The organism is Citrobacter sp. RHB25-C09, from assembly GCF_013836145.1.
In the GTDB taxonomy this organism is placed as follows: domain Bacteria; phylum Pseudomonadota; class Gammaproteobacteria; order Enterobacterales; family Enterobacteriaceae; genus Citrobacter_A.
Window position 1 is genome coordinate 3,090,530 of sequence record NZ_CP057483.1, and the last position, 15,882, is coordinate 3,106,411.

Genomic DNA, 15,882 nt, shown 5'->3' on the forward strand with positions numbered 1-15,882 from the left:
GGCGCCTTTTTGCTATGCGCAGAATTCAAAGATTCGAACCTGCAGCAGGTTCGAGTCGAACGCAGTGAGACAACGGAGCCGCCTGCGGCGACGACCCGAAGGGCGAGCGAAGCGAGTCATCCTGCACGACCCACCAGTGTAAAAGAGGGCGCTGGCGGCGCCTTTTTGCTATGCGCAGAATTCATGCCTGATGGTGCTTCGCTTATCAGGCCTACGCCAGGACCAGTAGGCCGGATAAAGCGCACGCCGCCATCCGGCAACCTGCCCTCACCTACGCCGTTAACGCCTCAATCATCCGCTCCAGCGCGGGCGTTACCTGCTGCTTCTCATACACCACATACAGGTCCGCCGGTATCCGCTCCTCCAATGGTCGAAATACCACACCGGGCCAGTTCATCTGCGCGTATCCATCTGCCATTAGGGTGATCCCTAACCCCATGCTAATCATCGCTAATACCGTTTGCGGCTCCACCACTTCACGGATAATCATCGGGGAAAATCCTGCCTGCTGGCACACTCGCTGTAAAAATGCCCAATCAGAGTGCACCGACGGCAACGTGACAAAATATTCATTCCGCAGCGCGGCAAGCGGGATCGACTCCCGATTGGCCAATGCATGATCTTCAGGCACCGCCACCATAAACGAGGATTCATGCAGACGCAGGCTGGTAAAGCCAGGTGAAGGTTCCATTGCCATTCGCCAGATCCCTGCATCCAGCTCACGACGCTCTAAAAGCGCCATTTGCATACCGGGCGATTTCTCACGAAACGACACCTCAACATTGGGGTTCTCTTTCAGAAAACAGCGCATCGCCGGGCGCATTCTTCCCCACATCGCAGTACCTACCACGCCGAGTTCGATCCGCCCCGCCTCACCTCGCCCAATCTGCTCAACCCTCGCCATCACCTGGTTGGCACTGGCCAGCAGTCGCCGGGACTCCTCCATCAGGACTTTGCCCGCATGGGTCAACGCCACGCTGCGGGAATGGCGCACAAACAGCAGCGTACCGAGCTGTTGTTCAAGCTCTTTGATATGAATACTCAACGGCGGCTGAGACATGTTCAGACGCGCAGCCGCCCGTCCAAAATGCAGCTCTTCCGCAACCGCAAGAAAATAACGCAGAAGCTTGAGATCGATGCGATGTGGGCGTTCCAAGATAGGTGTATTCCAGTGACGAGGGAGAATTCACAACGTTACCACATCGCTGCTGATAATATAAAACGGCGGGTTGCTGGACCCGCCGTGTAACAGATTAATGCGCCAGCGATTGGGTTATTAACTTTTCTGGCTCATGCTTGTATTTAAAGAACAGCGCGAAAATCACCGCCAGCGCCAGAGCATACGCCGCAAAGACTAACCAGATGGTTTGCCAGTCTTTTACCCCGTCGTCGGAGAAATAGTCCACCGCCATGCCGCTGAGAATCGACCCTACCCAGGCACCCACGCCGTTGACCATGGTCATAAACAGCCCCTGGGCGCTGGCACGAATTCTCGAATCGACCTCCTGCTCCACAAAAACCGAACCGGAAATATTAAAGAAGTCGAAGGCGCAACCGTAGACAATCATCGACATCAGCAGCAGAACAAAGCCCACCGGTGACGGATCGCCAAAGGCAAAAAAGCCAAAACGCAGCGTCCATGCCAGCATGCTCATCAGCATGACCGTTTTGATACCAAAACGTTTCAGGAAGAACGGGATCGTCAGAATAAAGCCCACTTCCGCCATCTGCGAAACAGAGAGCAAAATTGAGGGATACTTCACCACAAAGCTGTCGGCAAACTCCGGGTTGCGGGCAAAGTCATGCAGGAACGGGTTACCAAACACGTTGGTAATTTGCAGCACCGCACCAAGCATCATCGCGAACAGAAAGAAGATCGCCATCCGGGGATTTTTAAACAGGACAAAGGCATCAAGACCCAGCTTGCTGGCAAGCGACGCGGTCGCTTTTTTCTCGGCCACCGGAATTTTCGGCAGGGTAAATGCATACATTGCCAGCAGCAGCGATGCGCCAGAGGCGATATACAACTGCGCGCTGCTCAACTCCAACCCCATCAGGCTCACGGTCCACATCGCAACGATAAAACCGATCGTGCCGAAAACGCGAATCGGTGGAAATGCCGTTACCGGATCCTGCCCTGCCTGCGCCAGACAGGAATAAGAGACACTATTAGAGAGCGCAATTGTCGGCATGTAGGCCATCGCATTGACCAGCATGACCCAGAACATGGTGTCCGAATCGATGACGGTCGTTGCATACAACAACACACCGGCGCAAACCAGATGGCACAGCATATAGGCACGCTCTGCGCGCAGCCATTTATCAGCGATTATCCCCATAATGCCCGGCATAATGATCGCCGCCAGCCCTTTCGAGCTGTAGACCATGCCCACGTTGGCACCGGTAAAATGTAAGGTGTTAATCATGTAAGAACCCAGGGTCACCAGCCAGCTTCCCCAGATAAAATATTGCAAAAAGGACATGATTTTTAAGCGGGACGCAATACCCATTTTTCCCTTCCTTGCCGTAGAGTACGACCCCGTCTGCCGGGGTCTTATTATTCTTCGCTTCAGGCCAGTTTGCGCAGGAAACCACAAATCAGGTTGATAAAGTTCTGCCGGGAAAGCTCAGCCGCTGCGAGCGTTTGCGCGTGCGAGAGTTGCACATCGCCCAGCCCTTCTGCCAGGTTGGTGATTGCGGAAACGGCCACCACTTTCAACCCACAATGGCGAGCTGTAATCACTTCTGGTACTACCGACATCCCTACCACATCGCCACCGATAATCTGCATCATGCGAATCTCAGCGGCCGTTTCAAAGTTCGGTCCTGGGTAAGAAACGAACACGCCTTCATTGAGGGTAAAGCCCTCTTCCGCCGCAACGGTCTGGAGAACCGCGCGATAATCGGCGTCATAAGCATTCGCCAGTGAGAAGAAACGTTCGCCAAAACGTTCGTCATTCAGCCCCACCATCGGCGTACCTGGCATGGTATTAATATGGTCGCTAAGCGCAACCAGACTTCCTGGCCCCACTTCAGGTCGCAGGGAACCCGCTGCGTTAGTACAGAACAGGAGCTCGCAGCCCAGCAGTTTCAGAGTACGAATAGCATCCGTCATAATGGTCATTCCGCGCCCTTCATAGAAATGTCCGCGCCCTTTCATGCAGGCAACCGGGATACCAGCCAAATAACCCAGAACCAGTTCCCCCGCATGGCCATGTACCGTACTTACCGGAAAACCGGGCAGTTGCTCGTAGGATATCGCCACAGCATCTTCAATCTGCTCGGCCAGCGCGCCTAAGCCCGAACCGAGAATAAAGGCCACGCGCGGCGTGAAGTCAGGTTTGAAACCGCGAATGATATCAACGCAATACCATGGGTTCTGTGAAAAGAGGGAATGGGTCATGAGAAATCCTTAAAATCTACGAATCGAATGTATAGGGTCCAGTACCCTCTTTTTATAACGAGAGAACATTGTTTCTTTCCAATACACTTTCTCATGGCGATCAATATGAAATTTATATTGATCGTCTCACCCGATTAAGATCGCCAGGCGCTGTGGTGGAACGTCACGCCTCATCTGACTGCAGGTATCCAGTATCGCTACGCGGGCAACAAACTGGGCGAATCCTTCCTTCAGGACGGAATAATCTATACGGTTAAATTTAATTTCTGACTCCCCCTGCCAACAATGGCAGGGCTCGCTGAAGTTTTACGCTCCTGTGCCGATACCTTTATCTTCAGGCACTAAGGAACAGGAGCTTTTATGACAACCATTAATGTATCTACCCCTTCCCTGCAAAGCAGCGGTGGTGGGTCGAGCGCCTCATCAGGTAACAGCATTGCGGCACAAATCGCGCAAATTGCCGAGAAAATTACCCAGCTAACACAAAAACTAAAAGATGTGCCAAATGGTAGTGGCAGCACGGAAGATAAAAAGAAGCAGCAGGAAATGATCCAAACGCAGATCAAAATGCTCCAGACGCAACTGGCGCAATTACAGCGTCAGCAGGCCGAAGAAGCTCAGCAAAAGCAGGAACAAAAACAGCTCAGAGCAGAAGGCGTAAATATCCCCTCCGCTGACCATCAGATTGACGTATATATCTGATCCCCCTGCCAACATAACGACCTGATGTATCCGCCTGGGAGTGATAACCCCAGGCAAAAACCTTCTTTCCTGGGCCTCAGTGACATGCGGTGTATACTCTATCGGTTACATTAATATATAGATGCAGTAAATCTTTGTAATTTCTGAAATCGATAAACGCAGAATGTCAGTACTGAATCCCTGGAGTCGTTATGAAAATTTTTCGTATTCTTGATCCATTTACGCTGACACTGATCGCGGTCGTGTTACTGGCATCGTTTCTGCCAGCAGAAGGGAGGTTTGTTCCTGTTGTCGAAGGAATTACCACCGCGGCAATCGCGCTGCTGTTCTTCATGCACGGCGCGAAACTCTCTCGCGAAGCCATTATCGCAGGCGGGAGTCACTGGCGTTTACATCTGTGGGTCATGTGCAGCACCTTTATTCTTTTCCCGGTCATCGGAGTCTTGTTTGCCTGGTGGGCCCCCTTCAACGTTGACCCAATGCTCTATACCGGCTTTCTCTATCTGTGCATTTTGCCTGCTACCGTGCAGTCGGCGATTGCTTTTACCTCTCTGGCGGGGGGCAACGTCGCTGCGGCGGTCTGTTCGGCCTCTGCATCCAGCCTGTTGGGAATTTTCATTTCGCCACTACTGGTTGGTCTGGTGATGAATATGCATGGTGCTGAAGGCAGCCTGGAACAGGTTGGGAAAATCATGCTGCAACTGCTGCTACCGTTTGTGCTGGGACACCTTTCGCGCCCGTGGATCGGCAATTGGGTCGCGCGGAATAAAAAATGGATAGCAAAAACCGACCAGACATCAATCCTGCTGGTGGTCTATACGGCCTTCAGTGAAGCGGTCGTTAACGGCATCTGGCACAAAGTGGGCTGGGGATCGCTGCTGTTTATCGTCGGCGTTAGCATCGTGCTGTTGGCGATTGTCATTGCGGTGAACGTCTTTGTCGCGCGTAAATTGGGTTTCAACAAGGCGGACGAGATTACCATTGTGTTCTGTGGTTCGAAAAAGAGTCTGGCAAACGGTATTCCGATGGCCAACATCCTGTTTCCTACATCGGTGATCGGGATGATGGTGCTGCCGCTGATGATCTTCCATCAGATTCAGCTTATGGTCTGTGCGGTACTGGCGCGTCGTTATAAGCGCCAGACCGAACAATTACAGGCACAGCGGGAAAGCGGTGCCGCGAAGGCTTAAAGCGGGCGCTTCAGGGGTTGAACCAGTTGGGTTAGCCCTTCTGTTTTAATCAGTAGCGTGATTTGCATCAGCTCGCCCAATTTGCCCGCCGGGAACGCATCCTTGCGGGCAAACCACAGCAAATACTCCTCTGGAACATCAATCAACCGACGCCCCTGATACTTGCCGAACGGCATAACCGTATTGGCGATCTCAACAAGCTGCTCTTTTTCCATCTCAGGCACCCAGCAGGCGGAGCATTTCCGCTTCGTCTATTACCGCAATACCCAACTCCTGCGCTTTTGCCAGCTTCGAACCCGCCGCTTCACCCGCGATGACCAGATCGGTTTTCTTCGAGACGCTTCCCGCGACCTTCGCTCCCAGTTCCACCAGTCGCGCTTTGGCATCATCGCGTGACATCTGGCTTAGGCTACCGGTCAGCACCACCGTTTTACCCGCAAACGGGCTGTCAATCTCTTCGACGTTGATCACTACCGGCGCAGGCCAGTGAATGCCCTTCGCCAGCAACTGGCCGATGACGTCGCGATTGCTCTCTTCAGCAAAGAAGTTGAAGACATGCGTCGCCACCACAATGCCGACATCAGGCACTTTCTGTAGCTCTTCAATGGACGCAGCTTCAAGTGCTTCAAGCGTACCAAAATACGCGGCCAACCCGGCGGCAGTGGCCTCGCCGACTTCACGAATGCCCAGCGCATACAGAAAACGTGCAAACGTCGTCTCTTTCGCTTTCTCCAGCGCATCCACGACGTTCTGCGCCGACTTCGGCCCCATGCGGTCCAGTCCGGTCAGCTTACCTGCAGTCAGTGAAAACAGATCCGCTGGCGTGTGGACATACTCCTTCTCCACCAACTGGTCGATAATCTTGTCGCCCATACCGTCAACGTCCATCGCACGACGCGAGACAAAGTGTTTGAGCGATTCTTTACGCTGTGCGCCACAAATCAGGCCGCCGGTGCAGCGCGCTACTGCCTCCCCCTCCACGCGTTCAACGTCGGAACCGCACACTGGACACTGGGTCGGAAACGCCACCGGGCGAGTGTCGTCAGGGCGCTCGGTAAGTACCACGTTGACCACCTGGGGGATGACATCACCCGCACGACGGATCACCACTTTGTCGCCAATACGCAGGCCGAGGCGTTCGATCTCGTCGGCGTTATGCAGCGTAGCGTTGCTGACGAGCACGCCCGCGACCTGAACCGGCTCCAGTCTAGCCACGGGAGTAATGGCCCCGGTACGTCCTACCTGAAACTCCACATCGCGAACAAAGGTCATCTGCTCTTGTGCCGGGAACTTAAAGGCAACCGCCCAGCGCGGCGCGCGGGCCACAAAGCCCAACTGCTCCTGCAGCGCCAGGGAATTGACCTTTATGACCACGCCATCAATGTCGAAACCCAACGTAGGACGGTCTTGTTCCACTTGATGGTAGAACGCCAGCACCGCCTCCGGGGAATCGCAGAGGGTCACGCGATCGCTAACCGGCAGCCCCCATTCTTTGAATTGCAGCAGGCGTCCCAGGTGAGTGTCCGGTAGCTCACCGCCTTCGAGAATACCCACACCGTAACAAAAGAAAGTCAGCGGTCGCTTCGCCGTAATGCGCGGGTCTAACTGACGCAGTGAGCCAGCCGCCGCGTTACGCGGGTTGGCAAACACTTTATTGCCCGTGCGACGGGCCTCTTCGTTGATTTTTTCGAACCCGGCCTGAGGCAGAAAAACTTCACCCCGGACTTCCAGACGCGCAGGAATATTGTCACCGCGCAATCTCAGCGGAATCGCACGGATGGTGCGCACGTTCGAGGTAATGTCTTCTCCGGTGGTGCCATCCCCACGCGTCGCGGCACTGACCATAATACCGTTTTCGTAGAGGATGCTGACCGCCAGGCCATCAAGCTTCAGCTCGCAGCACCAGGTCAGCTTATCAGTACGCTTTAAACGATCCTGCACCCGCTTGTTAAATGCCAGAAAGCTCTCTTCATCAAAGACGTTATCCAGCGACAGCATCGGCACTTCATGGCGAATCTGGCTGAACGACGCCAGCGGCGCCGCGCCGACCCGTTGGGTGGGTGAATCCGGGGTAATCAGCTCCGGGTGCTGCGCTTCCAGCTCGCGCAGTTCGCGCATCAGGCGATCGTACTCGGCATCCGGAATCTCCGGCGCGTCCATCACATGATAAAGATATTCATGATGGCGAAGCGTGGTTCGCAGTTCTGTCAGTTGTTGTTCGATTGATTCCATATCGCACCATCAATGATAAAAAACCCCCGACAGGCGGGGGTTCAGAAGAAAATATGTCGTGCCCTGAGTGTATCAGGCGTTGGCGTCTTTCACTTCGCGGATGCGGTCCTGATATTCGCGCAATTTTTGCGGTGTCATCATCCGACGCTGATCGTCAAGCACCACGCCGCCCACTTCATCAGCAATGTGCTGAGCAGATTGCAGCATCAGCTTAAAGTTTTGCAGTTCATCCCCGTAGGAAGGCACCTGCATAAAAATGGTTACGCCTGGGGTAGTGAAGTCGGTCATTTCCGGGTCAAACGTCCCAGGGTTAACCATATTCGCCAGACTGAACAACGCCGGGCCACTGCCGTCCGGGCTCAGATGACGATGGAAAATGTTCATATCGCCAAATTTAAAGCCGGCCTGCTGAATACTGTTGAGCAACAGTTCACCACTGAGAGCACTGCCGTGATGCGCAGCGACGTTCATGATAATCACCGCCTCTTTACGCTGCGGCTTTTCCTCAACCGGCGCTGGCGCTTCTTCTACAACAGGTTCCGGCTGAGGCTGCGATTGTGCCGCGGCTTCAGGTTCTGCGGGAGTGAACTGGAATGCCTGCTGCGACGGTTGCGCCGCTGGCGAAACAGGTTGCTGTGCATGAGGCGCGGCAGGTTGGGGCTCCGGTTGTTGCGGTGCTGACTGCGGTTGAACAGGCTGCTGTGGCATAGACTGAGGCTGCTGCACCGGCTGCGACGGACGCTGGGCGTGCTGCGGCTGTACCGGCGCTTCTGATGGCGGCACAGAGGGCTGACGCGGCTGTGAAGACGCATAAGGCGGTTGATACTGGTGCTGCGGCGACTGACGAGGGGCCTCATGCTCCTGCGCATTGCCAGGGGCTTGATTCACTCGGCGAACACGAACTTCACCCACGCCTTCATCAGGTTCAACGTCTTCGTCAAACAACTCTTCGTCGCGTTTCGATTTCATGCGTTTCAGTGGACGATCGCGGAACATAGAAGATCGTTCTTTACGGCTGGTCCAGAAACCATGTACCAGTAAAGCGATTATGGCGATCGCGCCAACAATGATTAATATCAGACGCAAATCCTGCATCATTATATTCTCTGTTGTTCTAACACCTTGCCACCACGGCAAACATTTACTCACTAAGAGTATTTGCCGATTACGTCAAGTGCAAGTGTACTCTTAGCTTTCGCTGCATAAAGATGAAGGAAATCGTGCTTTTTGCTGTTTTTTCGAACATTTCCGAACTGTGCATCACGTGATATCCCGGTAAACTACCGTGTATCCACTTAGGACTATTACTTAAAGGAGCTTGTCCTGACTATGGCGTCATCATCCTTAGCGGAAACGCGCAGTGGTTTTTATTATTTTTCTCAAGGATGGAAGCTGGTTTCACAACCCGGCATCCGTCGTTTTGTCATTTTACCCCTGCTCGTAAATATTGTGCTGATGGGTAGCGCGTTCTGGTGGTTGTTCACGCAACTGGATGTCTGGATCCCGTCGTTAATGCGTCATGTTCCTGAGTGGCTGCAATGGTTGAGTTATTTACTTTGGCCTGTCGCGGTTATTTCTGTTCTGCTGGTGTTCGGTTATTTTTTCTCAACGATCGCCAACTGGATCGCCGCACCGTTTAATGGACTCCTGGCGGAACAACTGGAGGCGCGTTTAACAGGAGCCACGCCGCCGGATACAGGTATTTTCGGCATTATGAAAGACGTTCCTCGCATTATGAAGCGGGAATGGCAAAAGCTGAGCTGGTATTTACCCCGCGCGGTGGTATTGCTCATCCTCTATTTTATTCCTGGTATCGGACAAACCGTCGCCCCCGTACTGTGGTTCTTATTTAGCGCCTGGATGCTGGCAATTCAATATTGCGATTATCCGTTCGATAATCACAAAGTACCGTTTAAAGAGATGCGTACCGCCCTGCGTACCCGCAAGGTCACCAATATGCAGTTTGGTGCGCTGACCAGCCTGTTCACGCTGATCCCGGTCCTGAATCTGGTCATCATGCCGGTGGCGGTTTGTGGCGCGACTGCAATGTGGGTCGATTGTTATCGTGATAAACACGCGTTATGGAAATGATGCACATTATGTGAACACAGGGATGGCTTATGCTGTCTCTTATTCCATACTGGTACCTATTATTTCTGCATCGTATATAGATATGCGAAATCCTTACTTCCCCATCTCGGTTTGAAGGGTATGCTGGGAAGGTATCCCAATTTCATACAGTTAAGGACAGGCCATGAGTAAGATTTTTGAAGATAACTCGCTGACAATCGGTCATACGCCGCTGGTTCGACTGAACCGTATCGGTAACGGACGCATACTGGCGAAGGTGGAATCACGCAACCCGAGCTTCAGCGTCAAATGCCGTATCGGTGCCAATATGATTTGGGATGCCGAAAAACGCGGCGTACTGAAAGCGGGTATTGAACTGGTTGAGCCGACCAGCGGTAACACCGGGATTGCTCTGGCCTATGTTGCTGCTGCTCGCGGTTACAAACTCACGCTCACCATGCCAGAAACCATGAGTATTGAACGTCGTAAGCTCCTCAAAGCACTGGGTGCCAACCTGGTACTGACCGAAGGCGCAAAAGGGATGAAGGGCGCGATTCAAAAAGCGGAAGAGATTGTCGCCAGCGATCCAGCGAAATACCTGCTGCTTCAGCAGTTCAGCAACCCGGCTAACCCAGAAATCCACGAGAAAACCACGGGTCCGGAAATCTGGGAAGATACCGATGGTCAGGTTGATGTCTTTATCTCAGGCGTGGGCACCGGCGGTACGCTGACCGGCGTAAGTCGCTACATTAAGGGTACCAAAGGGAAATCCGATCTGATTACCGTCGCGGTAGAACCGACAGATTCTCCGGTTATCGCACAGGCGCTGGCAGGTGAAGAGCTCAAACCGGGCCCGCATAAAATTCAGGGTATCGGCGCAGGTTTCATTCCTGGCAACCTGGATCTTAAACTGATTGATAAAGTGGTGGCGATCACCAACGAAGAGGCGATTTCTACTGCACGTCGCCTGATGGAAGAAGAAGGTATTCTGGCAGGCATTTCCTCAGGTGCTGCGGTTGCGGCAGCGCTCAAGCTTCAGGAAGATGAAACCTTTACCAACAAGAATATTGTGGTTATCCTACCGTCTTCGGGTGAGCGTTATCTGAGCACTGCGTTGTTTGCCGATCTCTTCACAGAGAAAGAACTGCAACAGTGATGCCAGATTGTTAAAAACGCGTAAAAAAGCACCTTTTTAGGTGCTTTTTTGTGGCCTACTTCAAACTTTAACCCCACCTGGCATTGATTCACCCTGCCTGCTCTGGTATTTAACCTGATTAATTATTTTGAAGCGTGAAATTAATCGTTAAAGGAAAACTGTTGGCTGAATCGATTTTATGATTTGGTTCAAGTCTTGTTTTCGCGGCATAATGTTTAATGACGAGCGTAACGTCAGCTGCCAGAAGTTACCTGCTACGGATTGGGTATAACACCTGGTGTGTCGCCCCGTTTGCTCCGGCGCTAACTATACAGGCTAAAGTCGAACCGCCAGGCTAGACTTTAGTTCCACAACACTAAACCTATAAGTTGGGGAAATACAATGTTCCAGCAAGAAGTTACTATTACCGCTCCGAACGGTCTGCATACCCGCCCTGCTGCTCAGTTTGTTAAAGAAGCGAAAGGCTTCACTTCTGAAATTACTGTGACTTCCAACGGCAAAAGCGCCAGCGCGAAAAGCCTTTTCAAACTGCAAACTCTGGGCCTGACTCAGGGTACTGTTGTTACCCTCTCTGCAGAAGGTGAAGACGAGCAAAAAGCAGTTGAACATCTGGTTAAGCTGATGGCAGAACTGGAATAAGTTTTCCGGGGTCTTTTCAATATCAGTCACAAGTAAGGTAGGGTTATGATTTCAGGCATTTTAGCATCCCCGGGTATCGCTTTCGGCAAAGCTCTTTTGTTGAAAGAAGACGAGATCGTCATTGACCGGAAAAAAATTTCTGCCGATAAGGTTGATCAGGAAGTTGAGCGTTTTCTGAGCGGTCGTGCCAAAGCATCGGCACAGTTAGAAGCGATCAAAACGAAAGCTGGTGAAACATTCGGTGAAGAAAAAGAAGCCATTTTCGAAGGGCATATCATGCTGCTCGAAGATGAGGAGCTGGAGCAGGAAATCATAGCCCTGATTAAAGATAAACACATGACGGCTGACGCAGCTGCGCATGAAGTTATCGAAGGTCAGGCCACTGCCCTGGAAGAGCTGGACGATGAATACCTGAAAGAACGTGCGGCTGACGTGCGTGACATCGGTAAACGTCTTCTGCGTAATATCCTGGGTCTGGCAATTATCGACCTGAGCGCAATCAAGGATGAGGTTATCCTGGTTGCCGCTGACCTGACCCCGTCCGAAACCGCACAGCTGAACCTGCAAAAGGTGCTGGGTTTCATCACCGACGCGGGTGGCCGTACCTCCCACACCTCTATCATGGCGCGTTCTCTGGAACTGCCGGCCATCGTGGGTACCGGTAGCGTGACCTCACAGGTGAAAAACGACGACTATCTGATTCTGGATGCCGTAAACAACAAGGTTTACGTCAACCCGACCAACGAAGAAATTGAAAAACTGCGCACCGTTCAGGAGCAGGTTGCGACTGAAAAAGCAGAACTTGCCAAACTGAAAGACCTTCCAGCGATCACCCTCGACGGACATCAGGTTGAAGTGTGTGCCAACATCGGTACCGTTCGTGATGTTGAAGGCGCAGAGCGCAACGGCGCAGAAGGCGTTGGTCTGTACCGTACTGAATTCCTGTTTATGGACCGCGACGCGCTGCCGACTGAAGAAGAACAGTTTGCCGCGTACAAAGCCGTTGCTGAAGCCTGTGGCTCGCAGGCGGTTATCGTGCGTACCATGGACATTGGCGGCGACAAAGAGCTGCCGTACATGAACTTCCCGAAAGAAGAGAACCCGTTCCTTGGCTGGCGTGCCGTGCGTATCGCAATGGATCGTAAAGAGATCCTGCGTGACCAGGTTCGCGCAATCCTGCGTGCCTCTGCTTTCGGTAAACTGCGCATTATGTTCCCGATGATCATCTCTGTTGAAGAAGTTCGCGCACTGCGCAAAGAGATCGAAATCTACAAACAGGAACTGCGCGAGGAAGGTAAAGCTTTTGACGAATCCATTGAGATTGGCGTAATGGTGGAAACACCGGCTGCGGCAACGATTGCGCGTCACTTAGCCAAAGAAGTGGATTTCTTTAGTATCGGCACCAATGATTTAACGCAGTACACTCTGGCGGTTGACCGTGGTAATGATATGATCTCCCACCTTTACCAGCCAATGTCACCGTCCGTACTGACGCTGATTAAGCAAGTTATTGATGCTTCTCATGCGGAAGGTAAGTGGACTGGCATGTGTGGTGAGCTTGCAGGCGATGAACGTGCTACACTTCTGTTGCTGGGGATGGGTCTGGACGAATTCTCTATGAGCGCCATTTCTATCCCGCGCATTAAGAAGATTATCCGTAACACGAACTTCGAAGATGCGAAGGTGTTAGCAGAGCAGGCTCTTGCTCAACCGACAACGGACGAGTTAATGACGCTGGTTAACAAGTTCATTGAAGAAAAAACAATCTGCTAATCCACGAGATGCGGCCCAATTTACTGCTTAGGAGAAGATCATGGGTTTGTTCGATAAATTGAAATCTCTGGTTTCTGATGATAAGAAAGACACCGGAACTATTGAGATTGTTGCTCCGCTCTCTGGCGAGATCGTCAACATCGAAGACGTGCCGGATGTTGTTTTCGCCGAAAAAATCGTTGGTGACGGCATTGCTATTAAACCAACCGGTAACAAAATGGTAGCCCCTGTTGACGGCACCATTGGCAAAATTTTTGAAACCAACCATGCGTTCTCTATCGAATCTGATAGCGGTATCGAACTGTTCGTTCACTTCGGTATCGATACCGTTGAACTGAAAGGCGAAGGCTTTAAGCGCATCGCTGAAGAAGGTCAGCGCGTGAAAGTTGGCGACCCGGTTATTGAATTCGATCTGCCACTGCTGGAAGAAAAAGCCAAGTCCACTCTGACTCCGGTTGTTATCTCCAACATGGACGAAATCAAAGAACTGATCAAACTGTCTGGTAGCGTGACTGTGGGCGAAACCCCGGTTATCCGCATTAAGAAGTAATTCTTACCACAGTGAAAAAATAGCGCCTTCGGGCGCTATTTTTTTGCCTGAACGCCGGATGCCGGGGTTGCCTACAACGTACATCGAGCCGTAGGCCTGATAAGCGAAGCGCCATCAGGCATTACGCGGCAAGGTCATCATGGCAGAATTAACTCGTTACTGCCGCATTGTAGCGTCCAGGTCATCACCTTCAGCACACGTTCAGCAGCATGCTGCGCTGCCGTTGTCAGAGGTTGCCCCTGTACAATTCCGCTAATCAATTCGGCGCAGAACAGATCGCCAGTGCCTTTCAGATCGGTTTCGACACGCGGGTGTTCAATGACATCCAGCGAATCAGCAGTGACGACGGCCACGTTGATCGTCTCAGATGAAAGTCCCGGTGCGCTGGTTATTACTATCCACTTCAGCGTATCAGTCAGCAACGTCCGCGCCGCCGCAACAGCCTCTTCCAGCGTGCGACAGGGCTTGCCGCTCAACATCTCCAGTTCAAATGCATTCGGCGTCAATCCTTGCGCGAGCGGGAGTAAATGCTGACGATAGGCCTCCGGTATCTCGGGCTTGACGTACATTCCGCTGTCGGTGTCGCCAATCACCGGATCGACCAGAACGGTCAGCGAAGGATGCGTTTCGCTAACCGTTTTCAACCACTGCGCCAGCAGGAAGATTTGCTCGGCGCTCCCCATATAGCCGGTAGTCACTGCCTTTAGCTCGCGTAATGCATCACGTTCACATAGCGCCTGTAAATAGCCCCCAAACCAGTCAGCGGGGATAATACCGCCATAAAATGTCTCGTAATGGGGCGTATTGCTGAACAGCACAGTCGGCACCGCCGTCACCCGTAATCCATAGGCCTTTATCGCAGGCACCGCGATGCTGTTGCCTACACTGCCGTACACCACCAGTGACTGCACGGCGACGATATCGGTCTGTAACGCCTGATGTTTATCGTCAAAGAGCACTGACTGTATTTCACTATCCTGTCCCATACGTTTTCCTTTCACGGGTTCGCCGAGTGGCCTTTCCTATTATCGCCATATGCACAAAATCGGCAACGGCGTCGTTATACCTAAAATTTTTTGCTGGCGACTGCGACTTATCTTCCGACATCAAGTCAGAGAGAGTGTGAAAGTAACGTAAGGGGAAATTGCGATGAAAAATATTCTGTGGGCCGTATTTGCCTTTCTGAATTACCGGGAAACCTTACATCGTGAAGATCCCCGGAAAGCGCGCCATGAAGCCATGGCGCTGGGCTTAAATTCCCGCGCCCTGGCTGAAATGCTCTTCGCCAAACACGCCGGTAGAAAGATAACGATCGCCACGGTCGCAGATGATGGCAACAACCACCGCACCTGGCGTTGCGCGCGCCACGCGTAATGCTCCGGCAACCGCGCCGCCTGAGCTCACGCCGCAGAAGATACCTTCCCGCACCGCCAGTTCACGCATCGTTTTTTCTGCGTCCTGCTGATGGATATCCAGCACTTCATCAACCAGAGAAGCATTAAAAATGCCCGGCATGTATTCCGCTGGCCAGCGACGAATACCCGGAATGCTACTGCCCTCTTCAGGCTGAAGCCCCACAATAGTGACCGGCTTTGTCTGTTCCCGCAGAAAGCGGGACACGCCGGTAATGGTGCCGGTGGTCCCCATACTGGAAACAAAGTGCGTAATGCGCCCGGCGGTCTGCTGCCAAATTTCCGGGCCAGTGGTGGTGTAATGTGCGTAAGGGTTATCGGGATTGTTAAACTGGTCAAGCAGTTTACCTTCGCCTCGCGAGGCCATTTCAAGCGCTAAGTCACGCGCCCCTTCCATCCCCTGCTCTTTAGTAACCAGAATCAGCTCCGCGCCGTAGGCACGCATTGCCGCGCGACGCTCCTGGCTCATGTTATCCGGCATCAGCAGCTTCATGCGGTATCCCTTCAGCGCGGCAATCATTGCCAGCGCAATCCCGGTGTTACCGCTGGTGGCTTCAATCAGTACGTCGCCTGGCGTAATCTCACCGCGCTTTTCGGCTTCGACAATCATCGACAGCGCAGCGCGATCTTTGACCGACCCCGCCGGGTTGTTGCCTTCCAGTTTGACCCAAATTTCGCTGCCGTTGTCCGGCGCCAGGCGCTGCAATTTCACCAGCGGCGTATTGCCGATTGTTTGTTCTAATGTGTTCACGTCT

General features: G+C 52.7%; 15 protein-coding genes, 1 other RNA gene and 1 pseudogene. 9 read left to right on the forward strand and 8 right to left on the reverse strand.

The genetic code is table 11. The features are described from left to right. Positions 1-2 precede the first annotated feature (2 nt). Positions 3-136, forward strand: a non-coding RNA gene (locus HVY19_RS14545) — RtT sRNA. A 135-nt stretch (positions 137-271) separates the two neighbouring features. Here the strand turns inward: HVY19_RS14545 and HVY19_RS14550 are convergent. The 3 genes from HVY19_RS14550 to xapA form a co-directional block, all read right to left on the reverse strand. After that, on the reverse strand, positions 272-1,156 hold the full coding sequence (locus HVY19_RS14550) for a LysR family transcriptional regulator (protein WP_181681256.1): 885 nt from the start codon (positions 1,154-1,156) through the stop codon (positions 272-274). Positions 1,157-1,253: 97 nt separating this feature from the next. Further along, complete coding sequence (locus HVY19_RS14555; RefSeq protein ID WP_181681257.1) at positions 1,254-2,510, reverse strand: nucleoside permease; 1,257 nt, start codon at positions 2,508-2,510, stop codon at positions 1,254-1,256. Positions 2,511-2,569: 59 nt separating this feature from the next. After that, positions 2,570-3,403 (reverse strand): xanthosine phosphorylase, encoded by an 834-nt coding sequence (gene xapA, locus HVY19_RS14560; protein ID WP_181681258.1) that lies wholly within the window; start codon positions 3,401-3,403, stop codon positions 2,570-2,572. A 147-nt stretch (positions 3,404-3,550) separates the two neighbouring features. Between xapA and HVY19_RS20815 the strand changes: the two are divergent. From HVY19_RS20815 to HVY19_RS14570, 3 genes and pseudogenes are all read left to right on the forward strand, one after another. Then, positions 3,551-3,673 (forward strand): annotated as a pseudogene (locus HVY19_RS20815) (hypothetical protein); the annotation flags it as partial. 90 nt (positions 3,674-3,763) lie between these two features. Then, on the forward strand, positions 3,764-4,105 hold the full coding sequence (locus tag HVY19_RS14565) for a FlxA-like family protein (protein ID WP_181681259.1): 342 nt from the start codon (positions 3,764-3,766) through the stop codon (positions 4,103-4,105). Between the two features lie 191 nt (positions 4,106-4,296). Continuing rightward, a complete protein-coding gene (locus HVY19_RS14570) occupies positions 4,297-5,295 on the forward strand; it encodes a bile acid:sodium symporter family protein (protein ID WP_181681260.1) in 999 nt (332 codons plus the stop codon). Here HVY19_RS14570 and HVY19_RS14575 read toward each other — a convergent pair. From HVY19_RS14575 to zipA, 3 genes are all read right to left on the reverse strand, one after another. After that, a complete protein-coding gene (locus HVY19_RS14575) occupies positions 5,292-5,510 on the reverse strand; it encodes a DUF3820 family protein (protein ID WP_181681261.1) in 219 nt (72 codons plus the stop codon). The two genes, HVY19_RS14570 and HVY19_RS14575, sit on opposite strands and share 4 nt — an antisense overlap. A gap of 1 nt (position 5,511) precedes the next feature. Continuing rightward, positions 5,512-7,527 (reverse strand): NAD-dependent DNA ligase LigA, encoded by a 2,016-nt coding sequence (ligA, locus tag HVY19_RS14580; RefSeq protein WP_181681262.1) that lies wholly within the window; start codon positions 7,525-7,527, stop codon positions 5,512-5,514. 72 nt (positions 7,528-7,599) lie between these two features. Beyond that, the gene (gene zipA, locus HVY19_RS14585; protein WP_220132928.1) at positions 7,600-8,625 is read right to left on the reverse strand and encodes a cell division protein ZipA; all 1,026 of its coding nucleotides are present in this window, start codon (positions 8,623-8,625) and stop codon (positions 7,600-7,602) included. Positions 8,626-8,856: 231 nt separating this feature from the next. Between zipA and cysZ the strand changes: the two genes are divergently transcribed. The 5 genes from cysZ (at position 8,857) to crr (ending at position 13,715) form a co-directional block, all read left to right on the forward strand. Beyond that, the gene (cysZ, locus tag HVY19_RS14590; RefSeq protein WP_181681264.1) at positions 8,857-9,618 is read left to right on the forward strand and encodes a sulfate transporter CysZ; all 762 of its coding nucleotides are present in this window, start codon (positions 8,857-8,859) and stop codon (positions 9,616-9,618) included. Positions 9,619-9,781: 163 nt separating this feature from the next. Beyond that, positions 9,782-10,753, forward strand: coding sequence for a cysteine synthase A (gene cysK, locus HVY19_RS14595; RefSeq protein WP_181681265.1), 972 nt, complete (start codon positions 9,782-9,784; stop codon positions 10,751-10,753). A gap of 381 nt (positions 10,754-11,134) precedes the next feature. Then, positions 11,135-11,392, forward strand: coding sequence for a phosphocarrier protein Hpr (gene ptsH / locus HVY19_RS14600; protein WP_002913505.1), 258 nt, complete (start codon positions 11,135-11,137; stop codon positions 11,390-11,392). A 45-nt stretch (positions 11,393-11,437) separates the two neighbouring features. Next, positions 11,438-13,165 (forward strand): phosphoenolpyruvate-protein phosphotransferase PtsI, encoded by a 1,728-nt coding sequence (ptsI, locus tag HVY19_RS14605; protein WP_181681266.1) that lies wholly within the window; start codon positions 11,438-11,440, stop codon positions 13,163-13,165. 40 nt (positions 13,166-13,205) lie between these two features. Then, positions 13,206-13,715 carry a PTS glucose transporter subunit IIA gene (gene crr, locus HVY19_RS14610; protein ID WP_000522253.1) on the forward strand — a complete coding sequence of 170 codons (510 nt, stop codon included), beginning with the start codon at positions 13,206-13,208 and terminating at the stop codon, positions 13,713-13,715. Between the two features lie 137 nt (positions 13,716-13,852). Here crr and pdxK read toward each other — a convergent pair whose 3' ends face one another. Next, positions 13,853-14,701: a pyridoxine/pyridoxal/pyridoxamine kinase gene (gene pdxK / locus HVY19_RS14615; protein WP_181681267.1), complete on the reverse strand. Its 849-nt coding sequence runs from the start codon at positions 14,699-14,701 to the stop codon at positions 13,853-13,855. Positions 14,702-14,966: 265 nt separating this feature from the next. Further along, a complete protein-coding gene (gene cysM, locus HVY19_RS14620) occupies positions 14,967-15,878 on the reverse strand; it encodes a cysteine synthase CysM (protein WP_181681268.1) in 912 nt (303 codons plus the stop codon). Between the last annotated feature and the right edge of the window lie 4 nt (positions 15,879-15,882).